Raw genomic sequence first — 22,050 nt, 5'->3', positions numbered from 1 at the left:
CCGAGCGATCTAGGCGCTCAGCGGGCCTCTGGGTCGAGGCCGAGTACGGCCCGTCCGCCGTCCACCGGCAGCGTCACCCCGTTGACGAAGCTCGCCGCGGGCGACAGCAGGTAAGCGACCGCCTCGGCCACCTCCTCGGCCCGCCCGATGCGACCCACCGGGTGCAGCCGGGTCAGCTCGGCGTCGATCCACTGCGCCTGGGTGGGCTCCTGGGTGGCGAGGAATTCGGCGTGCCGCTCGGTGGCGATCGAGCCGAGCGCGACCGCGTTGGCGCGGATTCCGTGCCGCCCGTACTCGACGGCCAGCGCCCGGGTCAGCCCTTCCACGGCGGCCTTCGCCGTGGCGTACGGCAGGGCACCGGACACCGGTCGACCGGCCTGGTGCGACGAGACGTTGACGATCGCGCCGCCGGCGGCGCGGGCCAGGAAGCGGCGGACGGCGACCGCGGCGCCGACCACGGCTGGGCGCAGGTTCAGCCCGATCAGGTCCAGCACCGTGTCGGCCGACGCGGAGTGCAGTGTGGCGTCGCGGAACACCGCCGCGTTGTTCACCCAGCCGGTCAGCGGCGCGGCGTGGTCCGCCAGCTCGGCGGCGCGCTCCGCGACCTGCTCGTCGGCGGCGTCGCCGACCACCGCGACGAGCCGATCGGCGGCCGGATGGTCGGCCAGCCAGTCGAGCGCGTCGGCGTCGCGCTCCAGGACGACGATGGTGGCGCCGGTCGCCACCAGCCGTTCCACCACAGCCCGGCCGACACCGCGACCGCCGCCGGTCACCACGCACGACGTGTGCACCGGCTCAGGTCTCCGGTCGGCGGTGGACGACCACGCAGGCCAGGCCCGGCCCGGCGTGCGCGGCGACGACGGCACCCGCCTCGGAGACGTACGTGTCGTGCAGCCGGTCACCGAACCGCTCGGTCAGCGCGGCGCGCAACGCCTCGGCCCGTTGGGGCGCGGCGAGATGGTGCACCCCGAGATCCACGTCGTCGCCGTCGGCCGCCTCGACTGCCAGGTCCACGAGACGGGCCACTCCCCGGCTGGCGGTGCGGACCTTCTCCCGCAGCACGATCGCCCCATCCGGCATGTGCATGATCGGCTTGACGGACAGAGCCGTGCCGACCAACGCCTCGGCTGCGTTGATCCGGCCGCCCCGGCGAAGGAACTCCAGCGTGTCGACGTAGAACCAGACGGTGGTGCGGGCGATGGCGGCGAGCGCCGCGTCGCGTACAGCGGCAAGGTCGGCGCCGGCCTCGGCGGCGGTGGCGGCGGCGATGGCCGGAAAGCCCAGCCCCATGCCCGTCGAGCGGCTGTCCACGACCTCGACCCGGCCGTCCAGGTCGGCGGCGGCGAGCCGGGCAGCCTCCACCGTGCCGGACAGCGCTGCGGAGATGTGCACCGAGACGATCCCGTCGGCGCCGGCGTCGAGCAGTCGGCGGTACGTCCGGGCGAACTGCTCGGGTGCCGGGCGGGAGGTGGTCGCCGTGACCCGGCGGGCGCTCAGCGCCAGGGTCGCGTCGGCCGGCTGGGTCTCCACCCCCTCCAGCCCTTCCGCGCCGTTGAGTACGACGGTCAACGGCACGACGGTCAGCCGGTGCGCCTGCACCAGCTCGGGCGGAAGGTAGGCGGTGGAGTCGATGACAACCGCGACGGGCATGCCCGGCACGCTAGCCGATCGAGACCCCCAACGCCGAAGCGCGAGCGATCAGATCGCGTCGGCGGCTACCGGAGCGGTGACCAGGCCGACGTTGTGCGCCCGTAACTGCCAGCCACTGACGTCCTGCGGACGGCCGACCACCGGCGCGCGGTCGTCGTGCCGTAGCTCGCTCCAGTGGCAGTTGGCCAGGGAGCCGATGGTGCGCAGCACGGCAGTGTCCCAGCCGAGCAGGTGACCGATGCCCTGTCGGGAGCCGCCACCGTGGGTGGCGATCACCACGGTGCCACCCGGGGCCGCGTCGGCTGCTTCCCGCAGCGCGGCACCGACCCGCTCGCCGAGGTCGTGCAGGGGCTCCAGATCCGCGCCCGGGTCGGGGTCGCCGGCCCGCCAGCGCGCGTACTCCTCGGGGAAGCGCTCGGCGACCTCGGTGAGGTGCAGACCCTGCCACTGACCGAAGTGCCGCTCGCGCAGCCTCGCGTCGGTGCGTACCGGAAGACCCGTCAGCGCGGCGAGCGCGGCGGCGGTCTCCGCGGCGCGGCTCAGGTCGCTGGCCACGATCGCGTCGGGCCGCAGCGCCGCGAGCAGCGGCGCGGCGGCGCGAGCCTGGTCGCGACCAATCTCGTTGAGGGGTACGTCGGTCTGCCCCTGAACGCGGTTGGCGGCATTCCAGTCGGTGTTGCCGTGCCGCCAGACGATCAGTCGGGTCATTCGGCTGCGGCGGACCCGCTGGCGTCGGCCTCGACCAGGTCGCGGTCGACGAACGGGATGGTGGGGCAGTCCTTCCAGAGGCGGTCGAGCCCGTAGAACTCGCGCTCCTCGGTGTGCTGGACGTGCACCACGATGTCGACGTAGTCGAGCAGCACCCAACGGCCACCACGCTCGCCCTCGCGCCGCACCGGCTTCGCCTTGTCCGGCAGCTCCAGCAGGCTCTCCTCGATGGCGTCGACGATGGCCAGCACCTGACGCTCGTTGGGGGCAGCGGCGAGCACGAACGCGTCGGTGATGGCGAGCTGGTCGCCGACGTCGATGATCGTGATGTCCTGCGCCTTCTTGTCGGCGGCGGCCTGGGCGGCCGCGATAGCCAGCTCGTGAGCGCGTTCGGAAATCGTCACCGTTCTCCTTCGATCAAGCGTGCGATCCTCCAAGCGTCTCATACCCGGCGGCACCCCGATCGTCCAGTTCTGGTCGGTTAGCGCCACGAACCTGGGCATAACGGATGCGCTCAGCGCTGATAGAGGCTCCGCTTGGCGATGTACTGCACCACACCGTCGGGGACCAGGTACCAAACCGGCTCACCTCGGGCGACGCGAGCGCGACAGTCGGTCGACGAGATGGACATCGCGGGCACCTGGATCAGGCTGACGGTGTCCGCCGGGAGGTGCTTGTCACTCAGCGGGAAACCGGGCCGGGTCACGCCGATGAAATGGGCCAACTCGAAGATCTCGTCCAGATCCTTCCAGGACAGGATGCGTTGCAGAGCGTCCGCGCCGGTGATGAAGAACAACTGCACCTTCGGGCCGTACTCGGCCTGAAGGTCACGCAGCGTGTCGACCGTGTAGGTGGGCCCACCGCGGTCGATGTCGACCCGGCTGACCTGGAAGCGAGGGTTGGAGGCGGTGGCGATCACGGTCATCAGGTACCGGTCCTCGGCCGGGCTGACCGGCTCGTCGGCCTTCTGCCACGGCTGCCCGGTGGGTACGAAAACCACCTCGTCCAGGCCAAACCGGTCCGCCACCTCGCTGGCCGCAACGAGGTGCCCGTGGTGGATGGGATCGAAGGTGCCACCCATGATCCCGATCCGCCGGATATCTTCCTCCACCCAATGATCGTAGGCCGAACGTCGTGGCCGACCGTCCCGGCCCGGCACCCGCCGTACGTCACCCCACTCGAGCCCGGCGGTGATCCGCTCGACAGGGGGGTCGCAGCATCCCACGCGTCGGCGTATATTCGTTGGCGAGTAACCGTCGACGAGTGAAGGGGGTTCATCGTGCCGAAGCGCCGCAAGGTCGGCAACCTGCTGGCGCTGGCCGTGTTGTCCGCCCTGGCCCAGCGACCGATGCACCCGTACGAGATCGCCACCGCACTGCGCGCCTGGGGCAAGGACCAGGACATGGAGTTCAAGTGGGGGTCCTTCTACACGGTGATCGGCAACCTGGACAAACACCACCTGATCGAGGCGGTGGAGAGCGTGCGCGAGGGCCGACGCCCGGAACGCACCGTCTACCGGATCACCGGCGCGGGGCGGGCGGAGCTGGTCGACTGGGCCCGCGAGCTGGTCTCCACCCCCATGGCGGAGCATCCCCGCTTCCGGGCCGGTCTGTCAGTGCTCGCCGCGCTGCACCCCGACGAGGCCACCGGCCTGCTGCGGCAACGGCTCGACCTGCTGGAGGCCGCGATCCGTCAGGACCGCGAGACGCTCGACGCGCACCTGCGGGAGATTCCACGGCTGTTCCTGGTCGAGTCGGAGTACGACCTCGCCATGCGGGACGCGGAGGTGGCCTGGCTGCGGGCACTGCTCGCGGAGCTGACCTCGGGCAGCTACCCCGGGTTGGGCGCCTGGCGGGCTTTCCACGAGACCGGCGAGATGCCGGCCGAGCTGACCGAGTTGGCCGAGAAGACGCTCACACCGGAGGCCAGCCCCGACACCCCAACGACCAACACCCCGGAGGCCAGCACCGACAGCACCGGCTGAAAAGCGGCCCCGGCGAGGTGCGCCAACACCTCACCGGGGCCCTGACCCCGAACCGACGCCTGGGAAGGCACCCGGCCCGAAGCGGCAACCACGAGGATAACCGGGCTCCCTCCCAGGTCCGCGCGCCCGCGCACCGACCACACCAGGTCCGTGCGCCAGCGCGCCAACGACCACCCAGGGAGAGACCATGACCACTGTACGAACCGCGATCGTCATCGGCGGCGGCATCGCCGGGCCGGTGACAGCGCTCGCGCTGCGCCGCGCGGGCATCACCGCAACCGTCTACGAGGCGTACCCGACCACGGCCAGCGGCATCGGCGGCACCCTCGCCCTCGCGCCCAACGGCGTGGCGGCTCTGGGTACGGTCGGCGCGCACGAGGCGGTGACGGCGATCGCCACACCGATCGAACGCAGCGCTCTGGCCGTCGGCCGCCGCCGCATCGACATGCCCACGCTGACCGGGGTGCCACCGCTGCACGTGGTGCACCGGGCCGAGCTGTACCAGGTGCTGCACGACCAGGCGTTCGCTGAGGGCGTGCCGTTCGCGTACGGCAAGCGGCTGGTCGACGCCGAGCAGACCGGCGACGGCGTGACCGCACGTTTCGAGGACGGCAGCACCGCGACCGCCGACATCCTCGTCGGCGCGGACGGGATCCGCTCCACGGTCCGGGGGCTCATCGACCCTGCCGCGCCCGGCCCCCGGTTCACCGGGTTGCTCGGCTTCGAGGCGGTCGCCCGGCACGAGGTGGACGCCGAGCCGGGCACCATGACGTTCGCGTTCGGCCGACGCGGCTACTACCTGTACTGGCCGGAGCCCGGCGGCGGCACCCGGTGGGGGGCCAACCTGCCGCAGCAGCGGCCGATGAGCCTCGTCGAGGCCCGGGCGGTGCCGGCGGAGCAGTGGCTGGACACGCTACGCGCCACCTACGGCGACGACGACCCGGGCCGGGAGCTGATCGCCACCAGCAACGCCGACGACCTCCAGGTGGTCGGGTCGTTGCAGATCATGCCGCCCGTGCCGCACTGGCATCGGGGCCGGATGGTGCTGGTCGGCGACGCGGCGCACGCGCCGTCGAACAGTTCCGGGCAGGGCGCGTCACTGGCCATCGAGAGCGCTGTACAACTCGCCCGTTGCCTGCGCGACCTGCCGGACGTTCAGGCGGCGTTCGCCGCGTACGTGCGACTGCGTCGTACCCGGGTGGAGAAAGTCGCGGCCCGTGCGGCCCGGATCAACCACGCGAAGGCCCCCGGTGCGGTCGCGCGGACGCTGATGCCGTTGCTGATGCCGCTGATGGTGCGCACGGTGCTGGACCCGGAGAAGACCGTCGCCGACGAACAGCGCTACGTCATCGACTGGGACGCGCCGGTCACGGCGGAGCCCGCCCTGCGCTGAGCTGTGGCTGCGGGGTGGCCGACCAGCCACCCCGCAGCGGCCAGCTCGCGTCGGGCCAGGACGGCACGGGCCACCCGCGCCGGGCCAGCCTGCGGCGTCAGGCCGCGCTGCTCAGCGGTCAGGCCGAGGCGGCTGCCACCGCCGTCCGGGCGACCAGCGCGCGACGCAGATCGTCGGCGGCGTCGGTCACCACCCGGCGCAGGCCAGGGGTCAGGTCGTCGCGGGCCAGCAGCGCCGCGGCCGCCTCCCGGGTGGGCTGTGCCACGGCGTAACGGGGGAACGCCAGGGCGGCCACCCGGTCGGCCGTCCAGGGGGTACGCCGGTGCGCGGCGGCCGGCATCTCCGCGAAGTACCGATCGACGTACGCGGCGGTCAGGTCGGCCTGTTCGGGTTGCCAGAACCCCTCGGTGATCGCCTCCAGCAGCCGACCGGACAGCTCGGTGTCCCGCACGATGATCTCCCAGGTGGCCTGCTTCGCCACCGGGTCGGGCAGTGCCGCCCGGCAGTGGGCGGCCCGTTCCGCGCCCGTCGAGCTGTTGTCGGCGGCGGCCTCGAGGGCGATCTCCGCCTCGCCGGCGGCGCCCAGCACCACCAGGCGACGCAGCACCGCCCAGCGCAGCTCCGCGTCGACCTTCAGACCGGCCGGCACGTCCCGGCCGGCGAGCCAACCGACGAGCAGGTCAGCGTCGGTGGTCGCGGCGATCCAACCCCGTGCGGCGGCGAGCTGCAACGACTCCCCGGCCGGCGCGCCGTCGAGCAGCCGCTGGCACGTCCCGGCGACCCTGGCCAGCGCCGTCGAGCGGGTCAGCGGGTCGAGGTAGCGGTCGACCAGGGACCGGCTGAGCGTCAGCACGTCCTCCGCGATGATCACCTCCGTCTCCACGGGCAGCGCGGCAGCCATCAGATCGACCAGGCCGGTGACCGGCCGCTCGCCGTCGGTCGCCGCGTCCAGTGCCTCGCGCCAGAGCACCGCCCGGGCCAGCGGGTCGGTCAGACCGGGCAGCACCTGCGGGACGGCGTCCGCCGACGCCGGGTCGAGGCGCACCTTCGCGAAGGTGAGGTCACCGTCGTTGAGCAGCAACAGCCGGGCCGCCGGCTCGCCGGTCAGCGCACCGAGCACGGTGCGGCCCCCGTCGGCGTTCGGGTCGATGTCCACCTCGTCGCGCCGCCCGGTGCCGTCCGTCGAATAGCGGCCCACGCCGATCCGGTGTGGGCGCAGCACCGGGTACGACTCGGGCGCGGTCTGCACCACTGCCACCTCGGTGTAGCGGCCGTCGGCGTCCACGGCGACCTCGGCACGCAGTGTGTTGACCTGCGGCCGGCGCAACCACAGCTCGGCCCAGTCGGACAGGTCCCGCCCGCTGCTGGTGGAGAGGCTGGCCAGCAGGTCGGCGAGGGTGGCGTTGCCGAAACGGTGTGCGGCGAAGTGGGCGTTCAGGCCGGCGAGGAATGCCTCGTCGCCGAGCCAGGCGACCATCTGCCGCAGCACGCTGGCGCCCTTGGCGTACGAGATGCCGTCGAAGTTGAGCAGGCCCGCCTCGGCGTCGACGACCTCCTGCGGGGCGATCGGGTGGGTGGAGGGCCGCTGGTCGGCGGCGTAGCCCCAGGCCTTGCGCCGCATGGCGAAGGTGGTCCAGGCCTGGTCGAAGCGGGTCGCCTCGGCGGTGACCCGGGTGCCGAGGTACTCGGCGAAGGACTCGTTCAACCACAGGTCGTCCCACCAGCGCATGGTGACCAGGTCGCCGAACCACATGTGGGCCATCTCGTGGGCGATGGTCCCGGCCCGCTGCTCGCGCTGCGTGTCGGTGACTGCCGAACGGAACACGTAGTCGTCGCGGAAGGTGACCAGGCCCGGATTTTCCATCGCGCCGGAGTTGAACTCGGGCACGAACGCCTGGTCGTACTTGCCGAACGGATAGCGTTCGGTGAAGAGCTGGTGGAACCGGTCCAGGCACTGCCGGGTGATGGTGAAGATCTCCTCGGCGTCGGCGTCCAGGTGCTCGGCGAGCGACCGGCGGCAGTAGATGCCTAGCGGTATGCCGTCGTGCTCGGCCCGCCGGACGTGGTACGGCCCGGCGATCAGCGAGAAGAAGTACGTGGCCAGGGGCGCGCTCGGAGCGAACTCCCAACGCCCGGGGGCCGGGTTGGCGGCCAGCTCGGCGTTGCCGGCGACGATCCACTGCGGCGGCGCGGTGACCGAGAGGGTGAACGGGGCCTTGAGGTCGGGCTGGTCGAAGGCGGCGAAGATGCGCGACGCGTTGTCGAGGAAGGACTCGGCGTAGAGGTAGGTCTCGCCGTCGGCCGGGTCGACGAAGCGGTGCATCCCCTCCCCCGTCTTGGAGTACGCCATCTCGGCCTCGACGACGAGCGTGTTCCCCTCGGCCAGGTCGTCGAGCGGCAGCCGGTTGTCGGCGAGCAGGCCGGGATCCAGGTCGCGGTCGTTGAGGCGTACACCGCGCAGTTTGGCGGGCTTGACCTCGACGAAGGTCGCGGCGCCGGCGGTGGCCCGGAACCGGATCTCGACGCGGGAGCGGAAAAGGTCGCCGTCACCGGTCAGGTCGAGGTCCACCTGATAGGACTCGACAGTAATCGCCGCGCCACGCGCGGTCGCCTCTACACGGGTCAGGCTCGGCATCCGCTTATCCTGCCCGATGGGGATCGGCACCCGGTCACCACACGACCCTCGGCACTGGAGGAAAGAACCATGGCGCAGCACCCCAAGGGCGACTTCGACCTCTCTCGGGCGGTCTGGCAGCGGGCCGAGGGGGACACCTCCGACAGCGCCGTTGAGGTTGCCTTCGTCGACGACCTGATCGGGATGCGCAACTCGGCCGAGCCGAACGGGCCGGTGCTGGTCTTCACCCAGGCCGAGTGGGACGCCTTCGTGGCCGGCGCGCAGGACGGCGAGTTCGACCTGGACTGACAGTGCCCGCCGACCCGTCGGCGGTGGATCGCCGTGCCGGTGCCCGTGGTCGGGACACCGGCACGGCCACGCTGGCGGGCTGGCCGGCGCACTACCGGACCGACCACCCGGGGCTGATTGTCAACCATCGCCGGGAGCGTCGCCGTCGCCCCAGCCGAGGCCACCCGGGCCCGAGGCGTGGTGGAAGCCCGGATGGTCGGCCACGTCGACGCAACGCTCTCCGTCCGGGCCGACCGCGCCGCAGAACAGCCGCTCGGCCCGCTGCCAGGCGTCAGCCGGTGACAGGGCGGCCGCACCGAGTGCCACCTCCGAGCGGAGCAGGCTCAGCGCCTCCGCGTATGCCACGGCCAGCTCGCGGGCCTCGGCCGGCCCGGGCGCGGTGAAGCCCAGGTGCACTGTGAAGAACCGGTGCGGACGGGTGGGCCGCCGCGGCGGCCCGATCAGTGACCGCCCGTCGCGGCCTCCGCCGAGTGCCCCGGTCGCTCGCCGCTGCCGCCAGTGCGGCGATCTGTTGTCGCTCATCCGCCCTCCCCGTGCTCGTCCCACCAGCAGCAAACCAGGTTCCGCCGCCCCTGGGAGGGGCCAGCCGGGCGGGGTTCAGCGTCGTCGACGGGGGTAAGCGCGCTGACAAACGGCGACCAGCCGCACCTGCGCGTGAGGAGACCCGATGGCGACCATGCCGGCCGACCGCAGCCCGGACAGCACCCTCGCGCTGCTCCGCGCCGGTTACCGGTTCATCGGCAAGCGCTGCGAGCGGTACGGCAGCGACGTCTTCAAGACCCGGATCCTGCTCGCCCCGACCATCTGCCTGCGCGGCCGGCCGGCGGCGGAGCTGTTCTACGACACCGAGCGCTTCCAACGCGCCACAGCGATGCCGCTGCGGGTGCAGCGGACCCTGACCGGTCGGGGCGGGGTGCAGGGGCTGGACGGGCCGGAGCACTCCGACCGCAAGGCCATGTTCATGTCGATCATGACGCCGGCGGCGATCCAGCGGCTCGGTCAGCTCTTCGACGACGAGTGGCGGAACCGGGTCACCGCCTGGGAGGGCGCCGGCCCGGTGTCGCTCTACGACGAGCTGGGTCGGCTGCTGACCCGGGTGGTCTGCGCGTGGGCCGGGGTGCCGCTGCCCGCGTCGCAGGTCGAGCGCCGCACCGTCGAGCTGCACGCCATGATCGAGGCTCCGGCCGTGCTGGGACCCCGGCACTGGCGGGGACGGGTCGCCCGGTACCGCGCCGAACGCTGGCTCGCCGACCTCATCGAACGGACCCGGGTCGGTTCCGCCCCGGCACCGGCCGGCAGCGCCCTGGCCGTTATCGCCGAACACCGGGACGGGCGCGGTGACCTCCTGCCCCGGCGGATCGCGGCGATGGAGCTGCTCAACGTGCTGCGCCCGGTGGTCGCCGTCGACCAGTACATGACCTTCGCCGCGCTCGCCCTGCACGACCATCCGGCCTGGCGGGAACGGGTCCGTGACGACGACGAGACCACCGAGCAGTTCGTCCAGGAAGTACGCCGCTACTACCCGTTCTTTCCGATCGCGGCCGCCCGGGTCCGGCGGTCCTTCGACTGGCAGGGCCACCACTTTCCCCGCGGCCGGCGGGTGCTGCTCGACCTCTACGGCACCAACCACCACCCGACGCTCTGGCCACAACCGGAGCTGTTTCGCCCGGAGCGGTTCGCCGGCCGTCGGGTGGACCCGTTCGAACTGATCCCACAGGGCGGCGGCGATCACTGGGGCGGGCACCGCTGCGCCGGCGAGTGGATCACGATCGACCTGATGAAGCGGGCGGTCACCAACCTGGCCACCACAATGCGCTACGAGGTGCCGGTCCAGAACCTCGCCCTGGATCTGCACCGGATGCCCGCGCTGCCGCCCCTCGGGCTGACCCTCACCAACGTTCGACACACCTCCTGAGCGGACGATGATCGTGGCTGCTCGAGGTGACGAAGCGACACGGCGGACCGACGACCCGCCGACCCGCCTACCGATGACGTACGTGCTGCCGCTGCGCTGGCACACCGACACCGGCCTGGCCGAGCTGACCGACCACCTGCGCTGGCTGGGTGACCGGGTGGAGGTGCTCGTGGTCGACGGCTCGCCTCCGCACCTCTTCGCCCGGCACGCCGAGGCGTGGCGGGGGCTGGTCCGGCACCTCCCGCCGGACCCGAGCGAGCGTGGGCTCAACGGCAAGGTGCTCGGCGTACACACCGGGGTCCGCGCGGCCGGCCACGAGCACGTGGTGATCGCCGACGACGACGTCCGGTACGACGAGGCCGCGCTGAGCGCGGTACACCGGCTGCTGGGCCGGGCCGACCTGGTGCGGCCGCAGAACTACTTCGACCCGCTGCCCTGGCACGCCTGGTGGGACACCGGTCGCACGCTGCTCAACCGGGCGCTCGGCGCGGACTACCCGGGCACCCTCGCCGTGCGGCGCAGCACCTTCCTCGCCATGGGCGGGTACGACCCGGACGTGCTCTTCGAGAACCTGGAGCTGATCCGCACGGTGCGCGGGTACGGCGGCACCGAAGCCGCCCCGGCCTGGCTGTACGTCCGCCGACTACCTCCGGACGCGGCGCATTTCCGCGGTCAACGGGTCCGTCAGGCGTATGACGATCTGGCTCAGCCGGCTCGCCTGCTGACCGCGCTCGCGGTGCTGCCGACACTGGCGGCGGCGGTCGCGTCGCGCCGACCCAGGCTGCTGCTCGGCGCGGTGGCCGGGGTCGTCGCCCTGGCCGAGACGGGTCGCCGCCGCGCCGGCGGCACCCGGGTGTTCCCGCCGACCACGGCGTTGGCGGCCCCACTCTGGCTGTTGGAACGCGGTGTGTGCGGCTGGCTGGCGGTCACCCAACGCCTCCTGCTCGGCGGTGTCCGCTACGGCGACACCCGGATCCGCCGAGCCGCCAACCCCGCCCCGCGCAACCCGCAACTCCCCGCGGTCTTGCACTTCTGGTTGGGACACAACCGCCGGTAGGCCCACAGAACGTCAGCCGAAACCGCAAGATCGGCGCTCACGTCAACGCGACAGCTCGCGGGCACCCGAGGGTGACCGCGAGCTGCCGTGCTGCTCTGGGGTGGGGTCAGGGGGTGGCGTGGTCCTTGACGTGGTGGGCGGCGGACTTCGTGTCGTCCTTGACCGCGTGCACGGCGTCCTGAGCTGTGGACTTCACCGACTCGGCGGCCTGCTGGGCCGGCTCGCGCAGCTCGCTGGCGACCTCGCTCAGCTTCTCCTTTACCGCCCCGCTCTGCTCGCTGACCTTGGCCTTGACCTGGCTGGCCGCCTGCTGCTCCCGGCGGGAGGCCGGGATCAGCGACGAGGCCAGCCAGCCGACCCCGAACGCGACAAGGCCGGCGGCGAGGGGGTTGCCCTGGGACTTCTGCCGGATCACGCGCGGAGCGCTGTGCGCGGCGTCGCTGACAGTGGCCGCCGCGGAGTGCGCGGCGTCGCTGACGCTGGAGGCCGCCGACGAGGCGCGGTCACCCACCGAGTGAGCGGCCTGGCCGGTGCCGTGGCCGAGGTCAGACGCGGTTCCCATGACCTTGTCCCTCACATTCTGCAGAGCGGAACGGGCCCGCTGCTTGCGGTCGTCGACGATGCGGCTGGGGCTGACCTTGTACGCCAACGCATCCACATCGGAGCTGAGGCTGTTACGGGTGGCTTCGATCTCCCGGCGGATCTGATCGGGATCGGTGCTCATCGGGTGACTCCCTCCGGGTGCGGCTTGAGCGCGTCGGGGATCCGCTGCACGCTGTCGTTTGTCTGCTTGAGCCCGCGTACGTGCTGGGCGTTCTTCTTGGCCATCGAGTAGAGGACCGCGGCGACCGCGGCCCAGATCACGGCCACGATCAGCGCGGCCAGGCCGGAGTCCATGACGTTGTCCAGGAACTGCCAGATGGCGATGGACACGAAGAGGGCCACCATGTAGCCGCCGAAGCCGGCACCGCCGAAGAGGCCCGCGGCCTTGCCGGCCTTCTTGCCCTCCTGCCGGATCTCAGCCTTGGCCAGCTCGACCTCCTGACGCATCAGCGTCGACAGGTCGGTGGTGACCTGACGCATCAGGTCACCGAGCGAGCTGCCCTTCACCTCCTCCGCGGTGTGCGGGGCACCCGCGTCGGGGTGGTAACCGGAGTCCAGTCCGGACCCCTGCGTCGGCATGCTCATGCCGTCGTCTCCCTTCGGATGGCTCGGCGGGTCACGGGCGAGGGCTGCCGCTGGACGGCACGCCCGGCAGCGGGTCGGTCTGGGTCACCGGCGGCAGCGGCTGGCCGGTGCCGGAGTGCTCCGGGTGGTCGGCCCGGCCGGGCTCGGCGGAGCCACCGGGCGTCGGGTCGGCGTAGGTACCGGGCGTCTGGTCGGTGTAGCCACCGGACGTCGGCGGGGTGTGCGTACCGGGGGTCGGGTCGAGGTAGCCGCCCGGCGGAACGGCGTCCGGCACCGCGCGGGGCGCCGGCGGCTGCGTCGGGATCACGGCGGTCTCCTCCGGGTCGTACGCCCCCGCGCCCCGGAAGGCCGAGGAACCGTTGCCGGAGTCGTCGCCAGCGGCCGAGATGCCACGGGTCAGCCGGCCGGCCAACACACCGAGCACCGCAGCGCCGACCAGGAAGGTGCCCGGGTTACGCCGCGCGTAGTCGCGTACCTCGGTGATCAGGTCGCCGGGCTCGCGCTGCTCAAGCCAGCCGGCGACACCCTGCACCCGGTCGGCGGCCTGGCGGGCCAGCTCGGTCACCGGGCCGGCCTGGCCACCCTGCTCGGCCATCGAGCGCATCTCGTCGGCCAGCGAACGCAGCCCACCGGCGGCTCGACGCTGCTGCTCACCGGTCTGGCTGGCGAGCTGGCTGCGGGCCTCGCCGTACAGGTTGCGGGCCTGCCGGGCCGCCTCACGGCCGACCTCGGCGCCCTGCTCCTTGGCGGTCTGGGCGACCGCGCCACCAGCCTGCGCGGCCTCCGACCCGACCTGGCGCGCCTGGTCGCGGACGCCACCGCCGTTGGTCGACTGCTGCCCGTACGTGGAAGACGTAGGTGAAAGATCGTGGGTCATGATTTCCCTTCCGCTCAGAAAGTCGTAGCGGTTGTGCTGGGGGGATGCGGCGCGTTGCCGCCGCCGCTGACCATTCACCTACCCTGCGTTTTGGCTTCCATACCTCTTCGTGCATTTATCTGCGCGGCCCACCGGTTGGTCTTCAAAATGGAGGATCGTCGGGCTGCGTCACGTCGCCGCTGCGGACAGTGAGGTTCGCGAGGCCGGTAGATCCATGGAGGGGGCAGCGATGGCACGAGACGCACGAGGCGGCCGAGCGGCCGGCCCCCGACCCCGGGTCCAGCTCGCCGCGCTGGTCGTGGCCGGGGTCTTCCTGCTGATCGGCGTCCTCGGCTTCATCCCCGGCATCACCACCGACTACGGCGACCTGCGGTTCGCCGGGCACCACTCGGACGCCCACCTGCTCGGGCTGTTCCAGGTGTCGATCCTGCACAACGTGGTGCACCTGCTCTTCGGGCTGGCCGGCCTGGTGCTGGCCCGCAGCGTCGCCGGCGCCCGCGTGTTCCTCGCCGCCGGTGGCGCGATCTACCTAGCTCTCTGGCTGTACGGGCTGGTGATCGAGGCCGTCAACCCGGAGGGCGGGGCGAACATCCTGCCAGTCAACGACGCCGACAACTGGCTGCACCTCGCGCTCGGCTTCGGGATGCTCGCGCTGGGGCTGCTGCTGTCGAACCAGGCCGGCACCGGCGGGCGCCTGGACAACCCCGCCGACCGGCACTGACCTGGGTTTCGTGGTCGCGCCTGGGTGTCGTGCTCGCGCCGGTTGAACGGCGGCGCGGCCGTCAGGCCGCTACCGGCAACCGCTTGGCAAAACAGACGCTGTACGGGTTGCCCACGTACTCGCCGTAGACCGGGATCCGCTCGTAGCCACACGAGGTGTACAGGGCGATAGCGGCCGGCAGGTAGGTGCCGGTCTCCAGGCAGACCACCGAGTGCCCCTGCCGGAACGCGCACTCCTCCAGCGCGGCGAGCAACTGACGACCGATCCCCCGCCCCCGGTACGCCGGCCGGACGTACATCCGCTTGACCTCGCCGGTCTCGGCATCGAGCGCCTGGAGCCCACCGCAGGCGACCGCCCGACCGTTCACCACCACCGCAAGGTAGCGGACGTCGTCGTGGGGGAAGAAGACCTGCCCGTCCAACCCACCATCGGCCTCGCGCAGCTCACGCTGCTGCGCGGTGACCATGGCGGCGATCTCCGGATCGATGGCAGGACGGGACTCGATCAGCATCACCCCACGCTAGGACGCGTGGATTTCGGGGAGGTTTCCGGAAATCAACCCCACCACGGAGCGCAACGAACTACTCGGCGTCGTCCTCGTCGTCGATGGCGTCGTCGGACGCGTCCGCACCCACCTCGTCCGCCGACCGCACCCGGCGAGCCTTCCGGGCGGCGAGCCGATCCGCGGCGGAGGCCCGGTTCGACTTCTCCTCCAGGCGGACGTCGGTGCCCCGGTTGCCGGGTACGAAGTCCACACCGGCGAAGAGGGTCGGCTGCCAGTCGAACTCGCGCACGCCGATCCGGACCAGGTCACCGGGCTGCGCGCCGGCCTTGGCCAGCTTGTCCTCCACCCCGAGCCGGGCCAGCCGGTCAGCCAGGTAGCCGACCGCCTCGTCGTTGTCGAAGTTGGTCTGCTTGACCCAGCGCTCCGGCCGGACACCGCGCACTGTGAACGAGCCGTCCGCCTCGGCCGTGATGGTGAAACCGTCGTCGTCCACGGCCATCGGGCGGATGACGATCCGGGTCGGCTCGGCGGGCGGGGCGGCCTTACGCTCTGCGTCGACCAGATCGGCCATCGCGTAGGTCAGCTCCTTGAGCCCCTCCCGGGTGGCCGCGGAGACCTCGTACACCTGGTAACCGCGCTCCTCCAGGTCGGGTCGCACGATCTCGGCGAGGTCGCGGCCATCCGGCACGTCGATCTTGTTGATGGCGACCAGCCGTGGGCGGTCGGTCAGGCCGCCGTACTGGCTCAGCTCGGCCTCGATGGCGTCGATGTCGGCCACCGGGTCACGGCCGGGCTCCAGGGTCGCGGAGTCGATGACGTGCACCAGCACGGCGCAGCGCTCGATGTGCCGCAGGAACTCCAGGCCCAGGCCCTTACCGGTGGCCGCGCCGGGGATCAGGCCCGGCACGTCCGCGACGGTGAAGGTGTGGTTGTCCATCCGGACCACGCCGAGGTTGGGCACCAGTGTGGTGAACGGGTAGTCGGCGATCTTCGGCTTCGCGGCGGAGATCACCGAGATCAGCGACGACTTGCCGGCGGACGGGAAGCCCACCAGGCCCACATCGGCAACGCTCTTCAGCTCCAGCACGATGTCCAGTTGGTCGCCGGGCTCCCCCAGCTCGGCGAAGCCGGGCGCCTTGCGCTTGGCGTTGGCCAGCGAGGCGTTGCCCCGCCCGCCGCGCCCGCCGCGGGCGACCTCGAAGGTGGTGCCGGCGCCGACCATGTCGGCCAGCACTGTGCCATCGGAGGTCTGCACCACTGTGCCGTTGGGCACCTTCAGCACCAGGTTGTGGCCGTTGCCCCCGTCCCGGTTCGAGCCGGCGCCACCCTTGCCGTTGTCGGCCTTGACGTGCGGGTGGAAGTGGAAGTCGAGCAGCGTGGTCACCTGCGGGTCGACCACCAGGGACACGCTGCCCCCGTGCCCACCGTTGCCGCCGTCCGGCCCACCGAAGGGCTTGAACTTCTCGCGGTGGATCGAGGCACAACCGTGCCCGCCATCGCCGGCCTGCAGATGCAGAACGACCCGGTCAACGAACGTTGCCACGGCGTCAATCCTTCCAGCGAGGCTCGACCTCGCACTTCGCTAAAAAGGCCAAGCGGGCCGGGACCCGGAGGTCCGCGGCCCGCTTAGCCCGAGAACTACTGCTGCGGAACGATGCTGACGGTCTTGCGACCGCGCTTGGTGCCGAACAGGACCGCACCGGCGGACAGCGCGAACAGCGTGTCGTCGCCGCCACGGCCGACCAGGTCACCGGGGTGGAACTTGGTGCCACGCTGCCGGATGATGATCTCACCGGCGCTGACGACCTGACCACCGAAGCGCTTCACGCCGAGTCGCTGGGCCGCGGAGTCACGACCGTTACGCGAGCTGGACGCACCCTTTTTGTGAGCCATTGGAGGACGACCTACTTCCCGCTGGAGATGCCGGTCACCTTGACCTGGGTCAACGGCTGGCGGTGACCCTGGCGCTTGTGGTAGCCAGTCTTGTTCTTGAACTTGTGGATCCGGATCTTCGGGCCCTTGGTGTGCGCGGCGATTTCGCCGGACACCGCGACCTCGGCAAGCTTCGCCGCGTCGGTCACCAGGTCGTCACCGTCGACGAGGAGCACCGCGGTGAGCTTCACCGCGTCACCGGGGGCACCGGTGAGCTTCTCGACCTCGATCACGTCGCCCTCGGCGACCTTGTACTGCTTGCCGCCGGTCTTGACGATCGCGTACATCGGAGGCGGACTCCCTGTCGTTGAGGCTGCTGGCGGTCGTTCCCGCAGCGGCTCGCCGGGTAGCAGTGCACGGCGGCGCGGGCACACGGGAACTCGGCACACCAAAGGTGGGCCGCAGGCAAGAGTACGCCATCGCTGGCCCGGACCCCAAACCGGCCCGCCCTGCTCAGCGCGCGCAGAGCTGGTCGAGGCGCTGCTGGAGCCGGTCGAGTTCGGTCTCGTCGATCGACTCGACGTCGGCGCCGAGCGCGGAAACCTCGCTGCCGAGGTCGGTGAGCAGAGTCTTGAGCTGCGGATCGTCGGTCCGCTCCGACTGCTCCCGAAGTACGGTCCGCCAGTTCGCCAGCGCCGCCTCGGCCCTTACCCGGGCGGCCTCGGCCGTACGGCTGTCCCCCGCACCCACCGCCACCAGCATCTGACCCAACTCCGCCACGTACGTCCGAACGGCAGTGGTGCTGGCCTCCTGCGCGGCGGCGCAGACCTGGGTGGCGTTGCCGCCCGCCGCACCACCGCTGGCCGGCATGCCGGTCGGGCCGGGAGGGGTGCCAGCGGCCGCCGAGCCAGCGCCCTCGGCGGTCCCACCGGTGGAGCAGCCGGCCGCGACGGTGAGCATGGTGAGCAGCGCGGTGACCGCGAGCAGACGGCGCATCTTCTTCTCCTGACCTGGGACGGCCGATCGAGGACCGGGTGGCCACAACGACGAGGTCCCTCCCCCGTCACTTTGCCGGGAGAGGGACCTCGTCAAACACGTGGCCGGTCAGGCGCTCAGGGGCGGGTCCGCCGACGGGCGCCACCGCGACGCGACCGGCGACGGCCGCCACCACCCTCGGTGGTCTCCTCGTCGCCCTCCCCGTCGGCGAGCGCGTCCGGGTCGTCCGCCGCGGCCAGCCGAGCCGACTCACCCTGCTGAGCGTCGGAGATCGCCGGGGCGGCGGCGGTGTCCGACTCGTAGCGGGACAGGTCGTAGCCCATGGTGTCCTGGTAGTCGGCGTCCGGCTCGGCCCTGGGGTCGGTGTCGGTGTCGACGACCTCGACGGCGGTCCGCTCGGCCGCGGCCGGGGCGTTCTTGCGCGCCCGGCGGCGGGACGAGGTGGTGGCAGCCTGCTCGGTCGCCGGAGCGGGAGCGACCGCCGAGGCGACCGCCTTGACCTTCTCCCCCGCACCGGCGGGGCGTGGCTTCTCCGGCACCGGCTCGGTGTGCATGATGACGCCCCGGCCCTTGCAGCACTCGCAGGTCTCGCTGAACGCCTCCAGCAGGCCCGCGCCGATCCGCTTACGGGTCATCTGCACCAGGCCGAGCGACGTGATCTCGGTGACCTGGTGCTTGGTGCGGTCCCGACCCAGGCACTCGGTGAGTCGGCGCAGCACCAGCTCACGGTTCGACTCCAACACCATGTCGATAAAGTCGATCACCAGGATGCCGCCGATGTCGCGCAGCCGGAGCTGACGCACGATCTCCTCCGCCGCCTCCAGGTTGTTGCGGGTGACGGTCTCCTCCAGGTTGCCCCCGGAGCCGGTGTACTTGCCGGTGTTGACGTCGACGACAGTCATCGCCTCGGTGCGGTCGATCACCAGCGAGCCACCGGAGGGCAGGAAGACCTTGCGGTCCAGGCCCTTGATGATCTGCTCGTCGATCCGGTACTCGGCGAAGACGTCGCTCGTGCCGACGTGCCGACGCACCCGGTCGACCAGGTCCGGCGAGACGTGCGACAGGTACGACTCGACGATGTCGTACGACTGCTCGCCCTCGATCACCAGCTCGCGGAAGTCTTCGTTGAACAGGTCCCGGACCACCCGGATGACCAGGTCGGGCTCCCCGTAGAGCAGCGCCGGGGCGCCGCCCTCGGCAGCCTTGGCCTGGATGTCCTCCCACTGCGCCTGGAGCCGCTTGACGTCGCGGGCCAGCTCGTCCTCGGTGGCGCCCTCGGCAGCCGTCCGGACGATCACGCCCGCGCCGTCCGGGACCAGCTTCTTGAGCACGTCGCGCAGCCGCTTGCGCTCGTTGTCCGGCAGCTTGCGGCTGATCCCGGAGGCGTTGCCGTTGGGTACGTAGACCAGGTGTCGGCCCGAGAGCGCGATGTGGCTGGTCAGTCGGGCGCCCTTGTGCCCGATCGGGTCCTTGGTGACCTGGACCAGCACCGAGTCGCCGGAGCGCAGCGCCTGCTCGATCGAGCGGGCCCGCCCCTCCAGCCCGGAGGTGTCCCAGTTGACCTCACCGGCGTACAGCACGGCGTTGCGGCCCCGACCGACGTCGACGAACGCGGCCTCCATGCTCGGCAGCACGTTCTGCACCTTGCCCAGGTACACGTTGCCGGCCATCGTCCCGGAGGAGTTGCGGGTGACGTAGTGCTCGACCAGCACGCCGTCCTCCAGGACGGCGATCTGGGTACGGTCACCGCGCTGGCGGACCGCCATCACCCGGTCGACGGCCTCCCTGCGCGCCAGGAACTCCGACTCACTGAGGATCGGCGGGCGGGTACGGCGCTGCTCCCGACCGTCCCGGCGACGCTGGCGCTTGGCCTCCAGCCGGGTCGAGCCGGAGACACCCTGCACCTCGTCGACGGTCCGGCGCGGCTCGCGGATCTTCACCACGGTCGGCACGCCGTCGTCGGCCGCGCCCTCGGTGTCACCCGCGCCACGGCGGCGACGGCGACGGCGACGGCGGGTCAGGCCGTCCCCGCCCTCGGACTCCTCGTCCTCGTCGCCCTCGGCTTCGGCCTCGGCGGTCTCTTCCTCGTCGGCCTGCGCCGCCTCCTCGGACTCCTCGTCCTCGGCGTCGTCGGCCCCGCCCTTGCCCCGGCCCCGGCCCCGGCGACCACGCCGGCGGCGGCGGCGCGCGGCGGCGCTGTCCTCGTCGTCCTCATCCGCCTCGGCGGCCTCGTCGGCCTCCTCGGTCGGCTCCTCCTCGGCCTCGATCGCCTCGATCGGCTCCACCGGCTCGACCTCGCGGCGACCACGCCGACGGCGGCGGGACGGCTCGGCGGCTTCCTCGACGGCCGGCTCCTCGGTCGCCGCGGCGGGCTCCACCGGTCGGGTCACCGGCACGGCGTCCGGCTGCGGTGCCATGAACAGCACCGTGGGCGCGGAGAGCGCAGCACGGCGACGACGGGTACGCGGCTGCTCCGGCTCGATCTCGGCCGGCTCGTTCGGCTCATCCGTCACACCGGAGACGGCCACACCCGGTGGCACCTCACCGGAGCGCTCCTGTGCACCGCTGCTCCAGGCCAGCTCGGCGGCGGACGTGCTCGGGAGGGCCGGGGAGTCGTTCAACTCGGCCTCGGCCTCGCGCAGGTCGGACTCCGCCGGCTCCTCGACGACGTCCGGCTCCTCGACGACCGGCTCCTCGACCGCGGGCGCCTCGTCGGCGGCGGTCGGCTGCTCGGTGGCGGGCGGCTCCTCGACGGCAGCCGGTGTGGCCTTCTTGCGCCGGGTACGGGTCACCTTGACCGGCGGGACCACCTCGGCCGAGGCCGCCTCCGCGGTGGCGGCGACCAGCGGCTCCTCAGCGGTCGTCTCGACGGGGGTGGCCTTGCGGCGGCGCCGGGGAGTCTTCGGGGCGACGTCCAGGTCGCCGGAGATCGGGGCGAAGACCTCCGCCTGCGGCGACTCGACGTTGCCGGCGCCACCGGTGGGCGCCTCGATCGGGGCGTCGGTCTGCTCCGGCTGGTTGAGCGGGGCGGCCCGACGACGGGTCGCCCGGGTGCGCCGCACCGGCGCGGCCGGCTCGGCCCCAGCGGGAGCGCTCTCCGCGCCGCCCGGTTCCACCGAGGCGGAACCGACGGCAGTGGTGGAGGTCTCGACGGCGGCGCCATCGGCCGTGGTGCTCTGGTCGGCGGGCTCACCGGCCGGCTGTGAACCGGTCCGTTCGCCGCCCTCGGGCTCGTTCTCGAGCATGGACGTTCTCCAGTTCTGGCTAGCCCGGGCGCGGGTGAGCGCTGCCACGCAGGGTCGCCGCAAAAGTGTTTCCGCCGGGCGCGCGTGGTGCGCGACCGCCGAAGTCTGCCTGCCAGAACACCGACCGTCGGTCAGTGCCCAACGATGGCTGCCCCGTCGCGGTCCGCATCCAACGGATCCACGATCGCACCCTGCGCGGTCAACGTGCCCTGAGCCAGCCGTGTCACCCTCGGCGAAACCGGCGGCTCCAGGTCGGCCACCACGCGGAGGCCGGAAAGGACGTCATCGGGCCGTACGGACGGGGTGACCTGCCGCACGACCAGTTCGAGTATCGCACACGGTACGACCGGCGCCCCGGAAGGCGTCGGCGTAGGCGGCTGGACATCGATCGACATCACAGCGGCTCGGGCGTCGAAAGTGCGTCGACCCTGCTTGGTCATCCGCTCGACCAGCACCTCCTCGGCCGCTACGAAGGCGTCCACAGCGGCGCGCAGCACCGCCGTGTCGACCTCAGGCAACTCGATGTGCCAGTGCGACGCCTCGATCCGGTCCGGCAGGTTGCCCCCTTCGGCGATCACGGCGTCGAGGACGTCCAGCCCCGGCGAGAGCGCGGCGTCCAACGCGGCGCGCAACGCATCCGGGTCGACGGTCGCCTGAAGGGCGATTTCCAGGTACTCCGCCTCGCTCGCCACCCCGGTCGGCGCGGCGCTGGCGTAGGAGATCTTCGGGTGCGGGTGGAAACCCTGGGAGAAGGCGACCGGCACGGCGGCCCGGCGTAGCGCGCGCTCGAACGCCCGGGCGAAGTCCCGGTGCGAGGTGAATCGCAGCGGCCCGCGTTTGGCGTACCGGATACGGACGCGCTGGACGACCGGTGCCTGGCCGCCCTCGGGTTGAGGCTTTCTGGCGATCGTGGGCTCCTCGGGTGTACCTGCGTGTCCGCCCATCCTGGCGCAGGGCTCGTGACGGTACGCAGCCGGGGCGGTCGGATCGCCCCGGCAGACGGGTACAAACCGGTC

Annotated in this window: 23 protein-coding genes; 6 read left to right on the top strand and 17 right to left on the bottom strand. The window is 72.0% G+C overall.

Going from position 1 to position 22,050, the window contains the following annotated elements; all coding sequences use genetic code 11:
* Positions 1-17: 17 nt before the first annotated feature.
* The 5 genes from ACLJOK_RS00200 to nadD form a co-directional block, all read right to left on the bottom strand.
* On the bottom strand, positions 18-791 hold the full coding sequence (locus ACLJOK_RS00200) for an SDR family NAD(P)-dependent oxidoreductase (RefSeq protein ID WP_410815378.1): 774 nt from the start codon (positions 789-791) through the stop codon (positions 18-20).
* 4 nt (positions 792-795) lie between these two features.
* The gene (locus ACLJOK_RS00195; protein ID WP_410815377.1) at positions 796-1,650 is read right to left on the bottom strand and encodes a DegV family protein; all 855 of its coding nucleotides are present in this window, start codon (positions 1,648-1,650) and stop codon (positions 796-798) included.
* Positions 1,651-1,698: 48 nt separating this feature from the next.
* A complete protein-coding gene (locus tag ACLJOK_RS00190) occupies positions 1,699-2,358 on the bottom strand; it encodes a histidine phosphatase family protein (RefSeq protein WP_238678479.1) in 660 nt (219 codons plus the stop codon).
* Positions 2,355-2,762 carry a ribosome silencing factor gene (gene rsfS / locus ACLJOK_RS00185; RefSeq protein WP_210785344.1) on the bottom strand — a complete coding sequence of 136 codons (408 nt, stop codon included), beginning with the start codon at positions 2,760-2,762 and terminating at the stop codon, positions 2,355-2,357. Before rsfS ends, ACLJOK_RS00190 begins: the two co-directional genes overlap by 4 nt.
* 110 nt (positions 2,763-2,872) lie before the next feature.
* Positions 2,873-3,469 carry a nicotinate-nucleotide adenylyltransferase gene (nadD, locus tag ACLJOK_RS00180; RefSeq protein WP_410815376.1) on the bottom strand — a complete coding sequence of 199 codons (597 nt, stop codon included), beginning with the start codon at positions 3,467-3,469 and terminating at the stop codon, positions 2,873-2,875.
* Positions 3,470-3,637: 168 nt separating this feature from the next.
* Between nadD and ACLJOK_RS00175 the strand changes: the two genes are divergently transcribed.
* A complete protein-coding gene (locus ACLJOK_RS00175; RefSeq protein WP_410815374.1) occupies positions 3,638-4,342 on the top strand; it encodes a PadR family transcriptional regulator in 705 nt (234 codons plus the stop codon).
* Positions 4,343-4,529: 187 nt separating this feature from the next.
* Positions 4,530-5,735: an FAD-dependent oxidoreductase gene (locus ACLJOK_RS00170; RefSeq protein ID WP_410815373.1), complete on the top strand. Its 1,206-nt coding sequence runs from the start codon at positions 4,530-4,532 to the stop codon at positions 5,733-5,735.
* Between the two features lie 118 nt (positions 5,736-5,853).
* Here ACLJOK_RS00170 and pepN read toward each other — a convergent pair whose 3' ends face one another.
* Positions 5,854-8,370, bottom strand: coding sequence for an aminopeptidase N (gene pepN, locus ACLJOK_RS00165; protein WP_410815372.1), 2,517 nt, complete (start codon positions 8,368-8,370; stop codon positions 5,854-5,856).
* A 69-nt stretch (positions 8,371-8,439) separates the two neighbouring features.
* Here pepN and ACLJOK_RS00160 point away from each other — a divergent pair, with 69 nt between their 5' ends.
* Positions 8,440-8,658, top strand: coding sequence for a DUF397 domain-containing protein (locus tag ACLJOK_RS00160; protein ID WP_124817462.1), 219 nt, complete (start codon positions 8,440-8,442; stop codon positions 8,656-8,658).
* 120 nt (positions 8,659-8,778) lie between these two features.
* Here ACLJOK_RS00160 and ACLJOK_RS00155 read toward each other — a convergent pair whose 3' ends face one another.
* Positions 8,779-9,180 carry a hypothetical protein gene (locus tag ACLJOK_RS00155; protein ID WP_410815371.1) on the bottom strand — a complete coding sequence of 134 codons (402 nt, stop codon included), beginning with the start codon at positions 9,178-9,180 and terminating at the stop codon, positions 8,779-8,781.
* A gap of 145 nt (positions 9,181-9,325) precedes the next feature.
* Here ACLJOK_RS00155 and ACLJOK_RS00150 point away from each other — a divergent pair, with 145 nt between their 5' ends.
* The gene (locus ACLJOK_RS00150) at positions 9,326-10,573 is read left to right on the top strand and encodes a cytochrome P450 (protein ID WP_410815370.1); all 1,248 of its coding nucleotides are present in this window, start codon (positions 9,326-9,328) and stop codon (positions 10,571-10,573) included.
* A gap of 13 nt (positions 10,574-10,586) precedes the next feature.
* A complete protein-coding gene (locus tag ACLJOK_RS00145) occupies positions 10,587-11,630 on the top strand; it encodes a glycosyltransferase (RefSeq protein ID WP_410815368.1) in 1,044 nt (347 codons plus the stop codon).
* 106 nt (positions 11,631-11,736) lie between these two features.
* Here the strand turns inward: ACLJOK_RS00145 and ACLJOK_RS00140 are convergent, their stop codons facing one another.
* From ACLJOK_RS00140 to ACLJOK_RS00130, 3 genes are read right to left on the bottom strand one after another with little or no spacing between them, the layout of a single operon-like run.
* Positions 11,737-12,354 carry a DUF3618 domain-containing protein gene (locus ACLJOK_RS00140; protein ID WP_410815367.1) on the bottom strand — a complete coding sequence of 206 codons (618 nt, stop codon included), beginning with the start codon at positions 12,352-12,354 and terminating at the stop codon, positions 11,737-11,739.
* The gene (locus tag ACLJOK_RS00135) at positions 12,351-12,818 is read right to left on the bottom strand and encodes a phage holin family protein (protein ID WP_410815366.1); all 468 of its coding nucleotides are present in this window, start codon (positions 12,816-12,818) and stop codon (positions 12,351-12,353) included. Before ACLJOK_RS00135 ends, ACLJOK_RS00140 begins: the two co-directional genes overlap by 4 nt.
* A 31-nt stretch (positions 12,819-12,849) precedes the next feature.
* Positions 12,850-13,695: a hypothetical protein gene (locus ACLJOK_RS00130; protein ID WP_410815365.1), complete on the bottom strand. Its 846-nt coding sequence runs from the start codon at positions 13,693-13,695 to the stop codon at positions 12,850-12,852.
* A gap of 229 nt (positions 13,696-13,924) precedes the next feature.
* Between ACLJOK_RS00130 and ACLJOK_RS00125 the strand changes: the two genes are divergently transcribed.
* Complete coding sequence (locus tag ACLJOK_RS00125) at positions 13,925-14,416, top strand: DUF4383 domain-containing protein (RefSeq protein WP_410815364.1); 492 nt, start codon at positions 13,925-13,927, stop codon at positions 14,414-14,416.
* Positions 14,417-14,477: 61 nt separating this feature from the next.
* On the opposite strand, the gene ACLJOK_RS00120 is transcribed toward ACLJOK_RS00125, so the two are convergent.
* The 7 genes from ACLJOK_RS00120 to ACLJOK_RS00090 form a co-directional block, all read right to left on the bottom strand.
* Positions 14,478-14,927 carry a GNAT family N-acetyltransferase gene (locus tag ACLJOK_RS00120; RefSeq protein ID WP_410815363.1) on the bottom strand — a complete coding sequence of 150 codons (450 nt, stop codon included), beginning with the start codon at positions 14,925-14,927 and terminating at the stop codon, positions 14,478-14,480.
* A gap of 70 nt (positions 14,928-14,997) precedes the next feature.
* Positions 14,998-16,464, bottom strand: a complete 1,467-nt coding sequence (obgE, locus tag ACLJOK_RS00115) for a GTPase ObgE (RefSeq protein ID WP_410815361.1) — start codon at positions 16,462-16,464, stop codon at positions 14,998-15,000.
* Between the two features lie 95 nt (positions 16,465-16,559).
* A complete protein-coding gene (rpmA, locus tag ACLJOK_RS00110; protein WP_007464062.1) occupies positions 16,560-16,814 on the bottom strand; it encodes a 50S ribosomal protein L27 in 255 nt (84 codons plus the stop codon).
* An 11-nt stretch (positions 16,815-16,825) separates the two neighbouring features.
* Positions 16,826-17,140 (bottom strand): 50S ribosomal protein L21, encoded by a 315-nt coding sequence (rplU, locus tag ACLJOK_RS00105; RefSeq protein WP_007464063.1) that lies wholly within the window; start codon positions 17,138-17,140, stop codon positions 16,826-16,828.
* A gap of 166 nt (positions 17,141-17,306) precedes the next feature.
* Positions 17,307-17,789 carry a hypothetical protein gene (locus ACLJOK_RS00100; RefSeq protein ID WP_410815360.1) on the bottom strand — a complete coding sequence of 161 codons (483 nt, stop codon included), beginning with the start codon at positions 17,787-17,789 and terminating at the stop codon, positions 17,307-17,309.
* Positions 17,790-17,905: 116 nt separating this feature from the next.
* Complete coding sequence (locus ACLJOK_RS00095; RefSeq protein WP_410815359.1) at positions 17,906-21,034, bottom strand: Rne/Rng family ribonuclease; 3,129 nt, start codon at positions 21,032-21,034, stop codon at positions 17,906-17,908.
* Positions 21,035-21,165: 131 nt separating this feature from the next.
* Positions 21,166-21,978: a TIGR03936 family radical SAM-associated protein gene (locus tag ACLJOK_RS00090; RefSeq protein WP_410815357.1), complete on the bottom strand. Its 813-nt coding sequence runs from the start codon at positions 21,976-21,978 to the stop codon at positions 21,166-21,168.
* Positions 21,979-22,050 lie beyond the last annotated feature (72 nt).

It is taken from the genome of Micromonospora sp. 050-3 (genome assembly GCF_046549335.1).
Lineage (GTDB): Bacteria > Actinomycetota > Actinomycetes > Mycobacteriales > Micromonosporaceae > Micromonospora > Micromonospora trifolii.
This window is presented reverse-complemented; position numbering and strand designations above follow the sequence as displayed.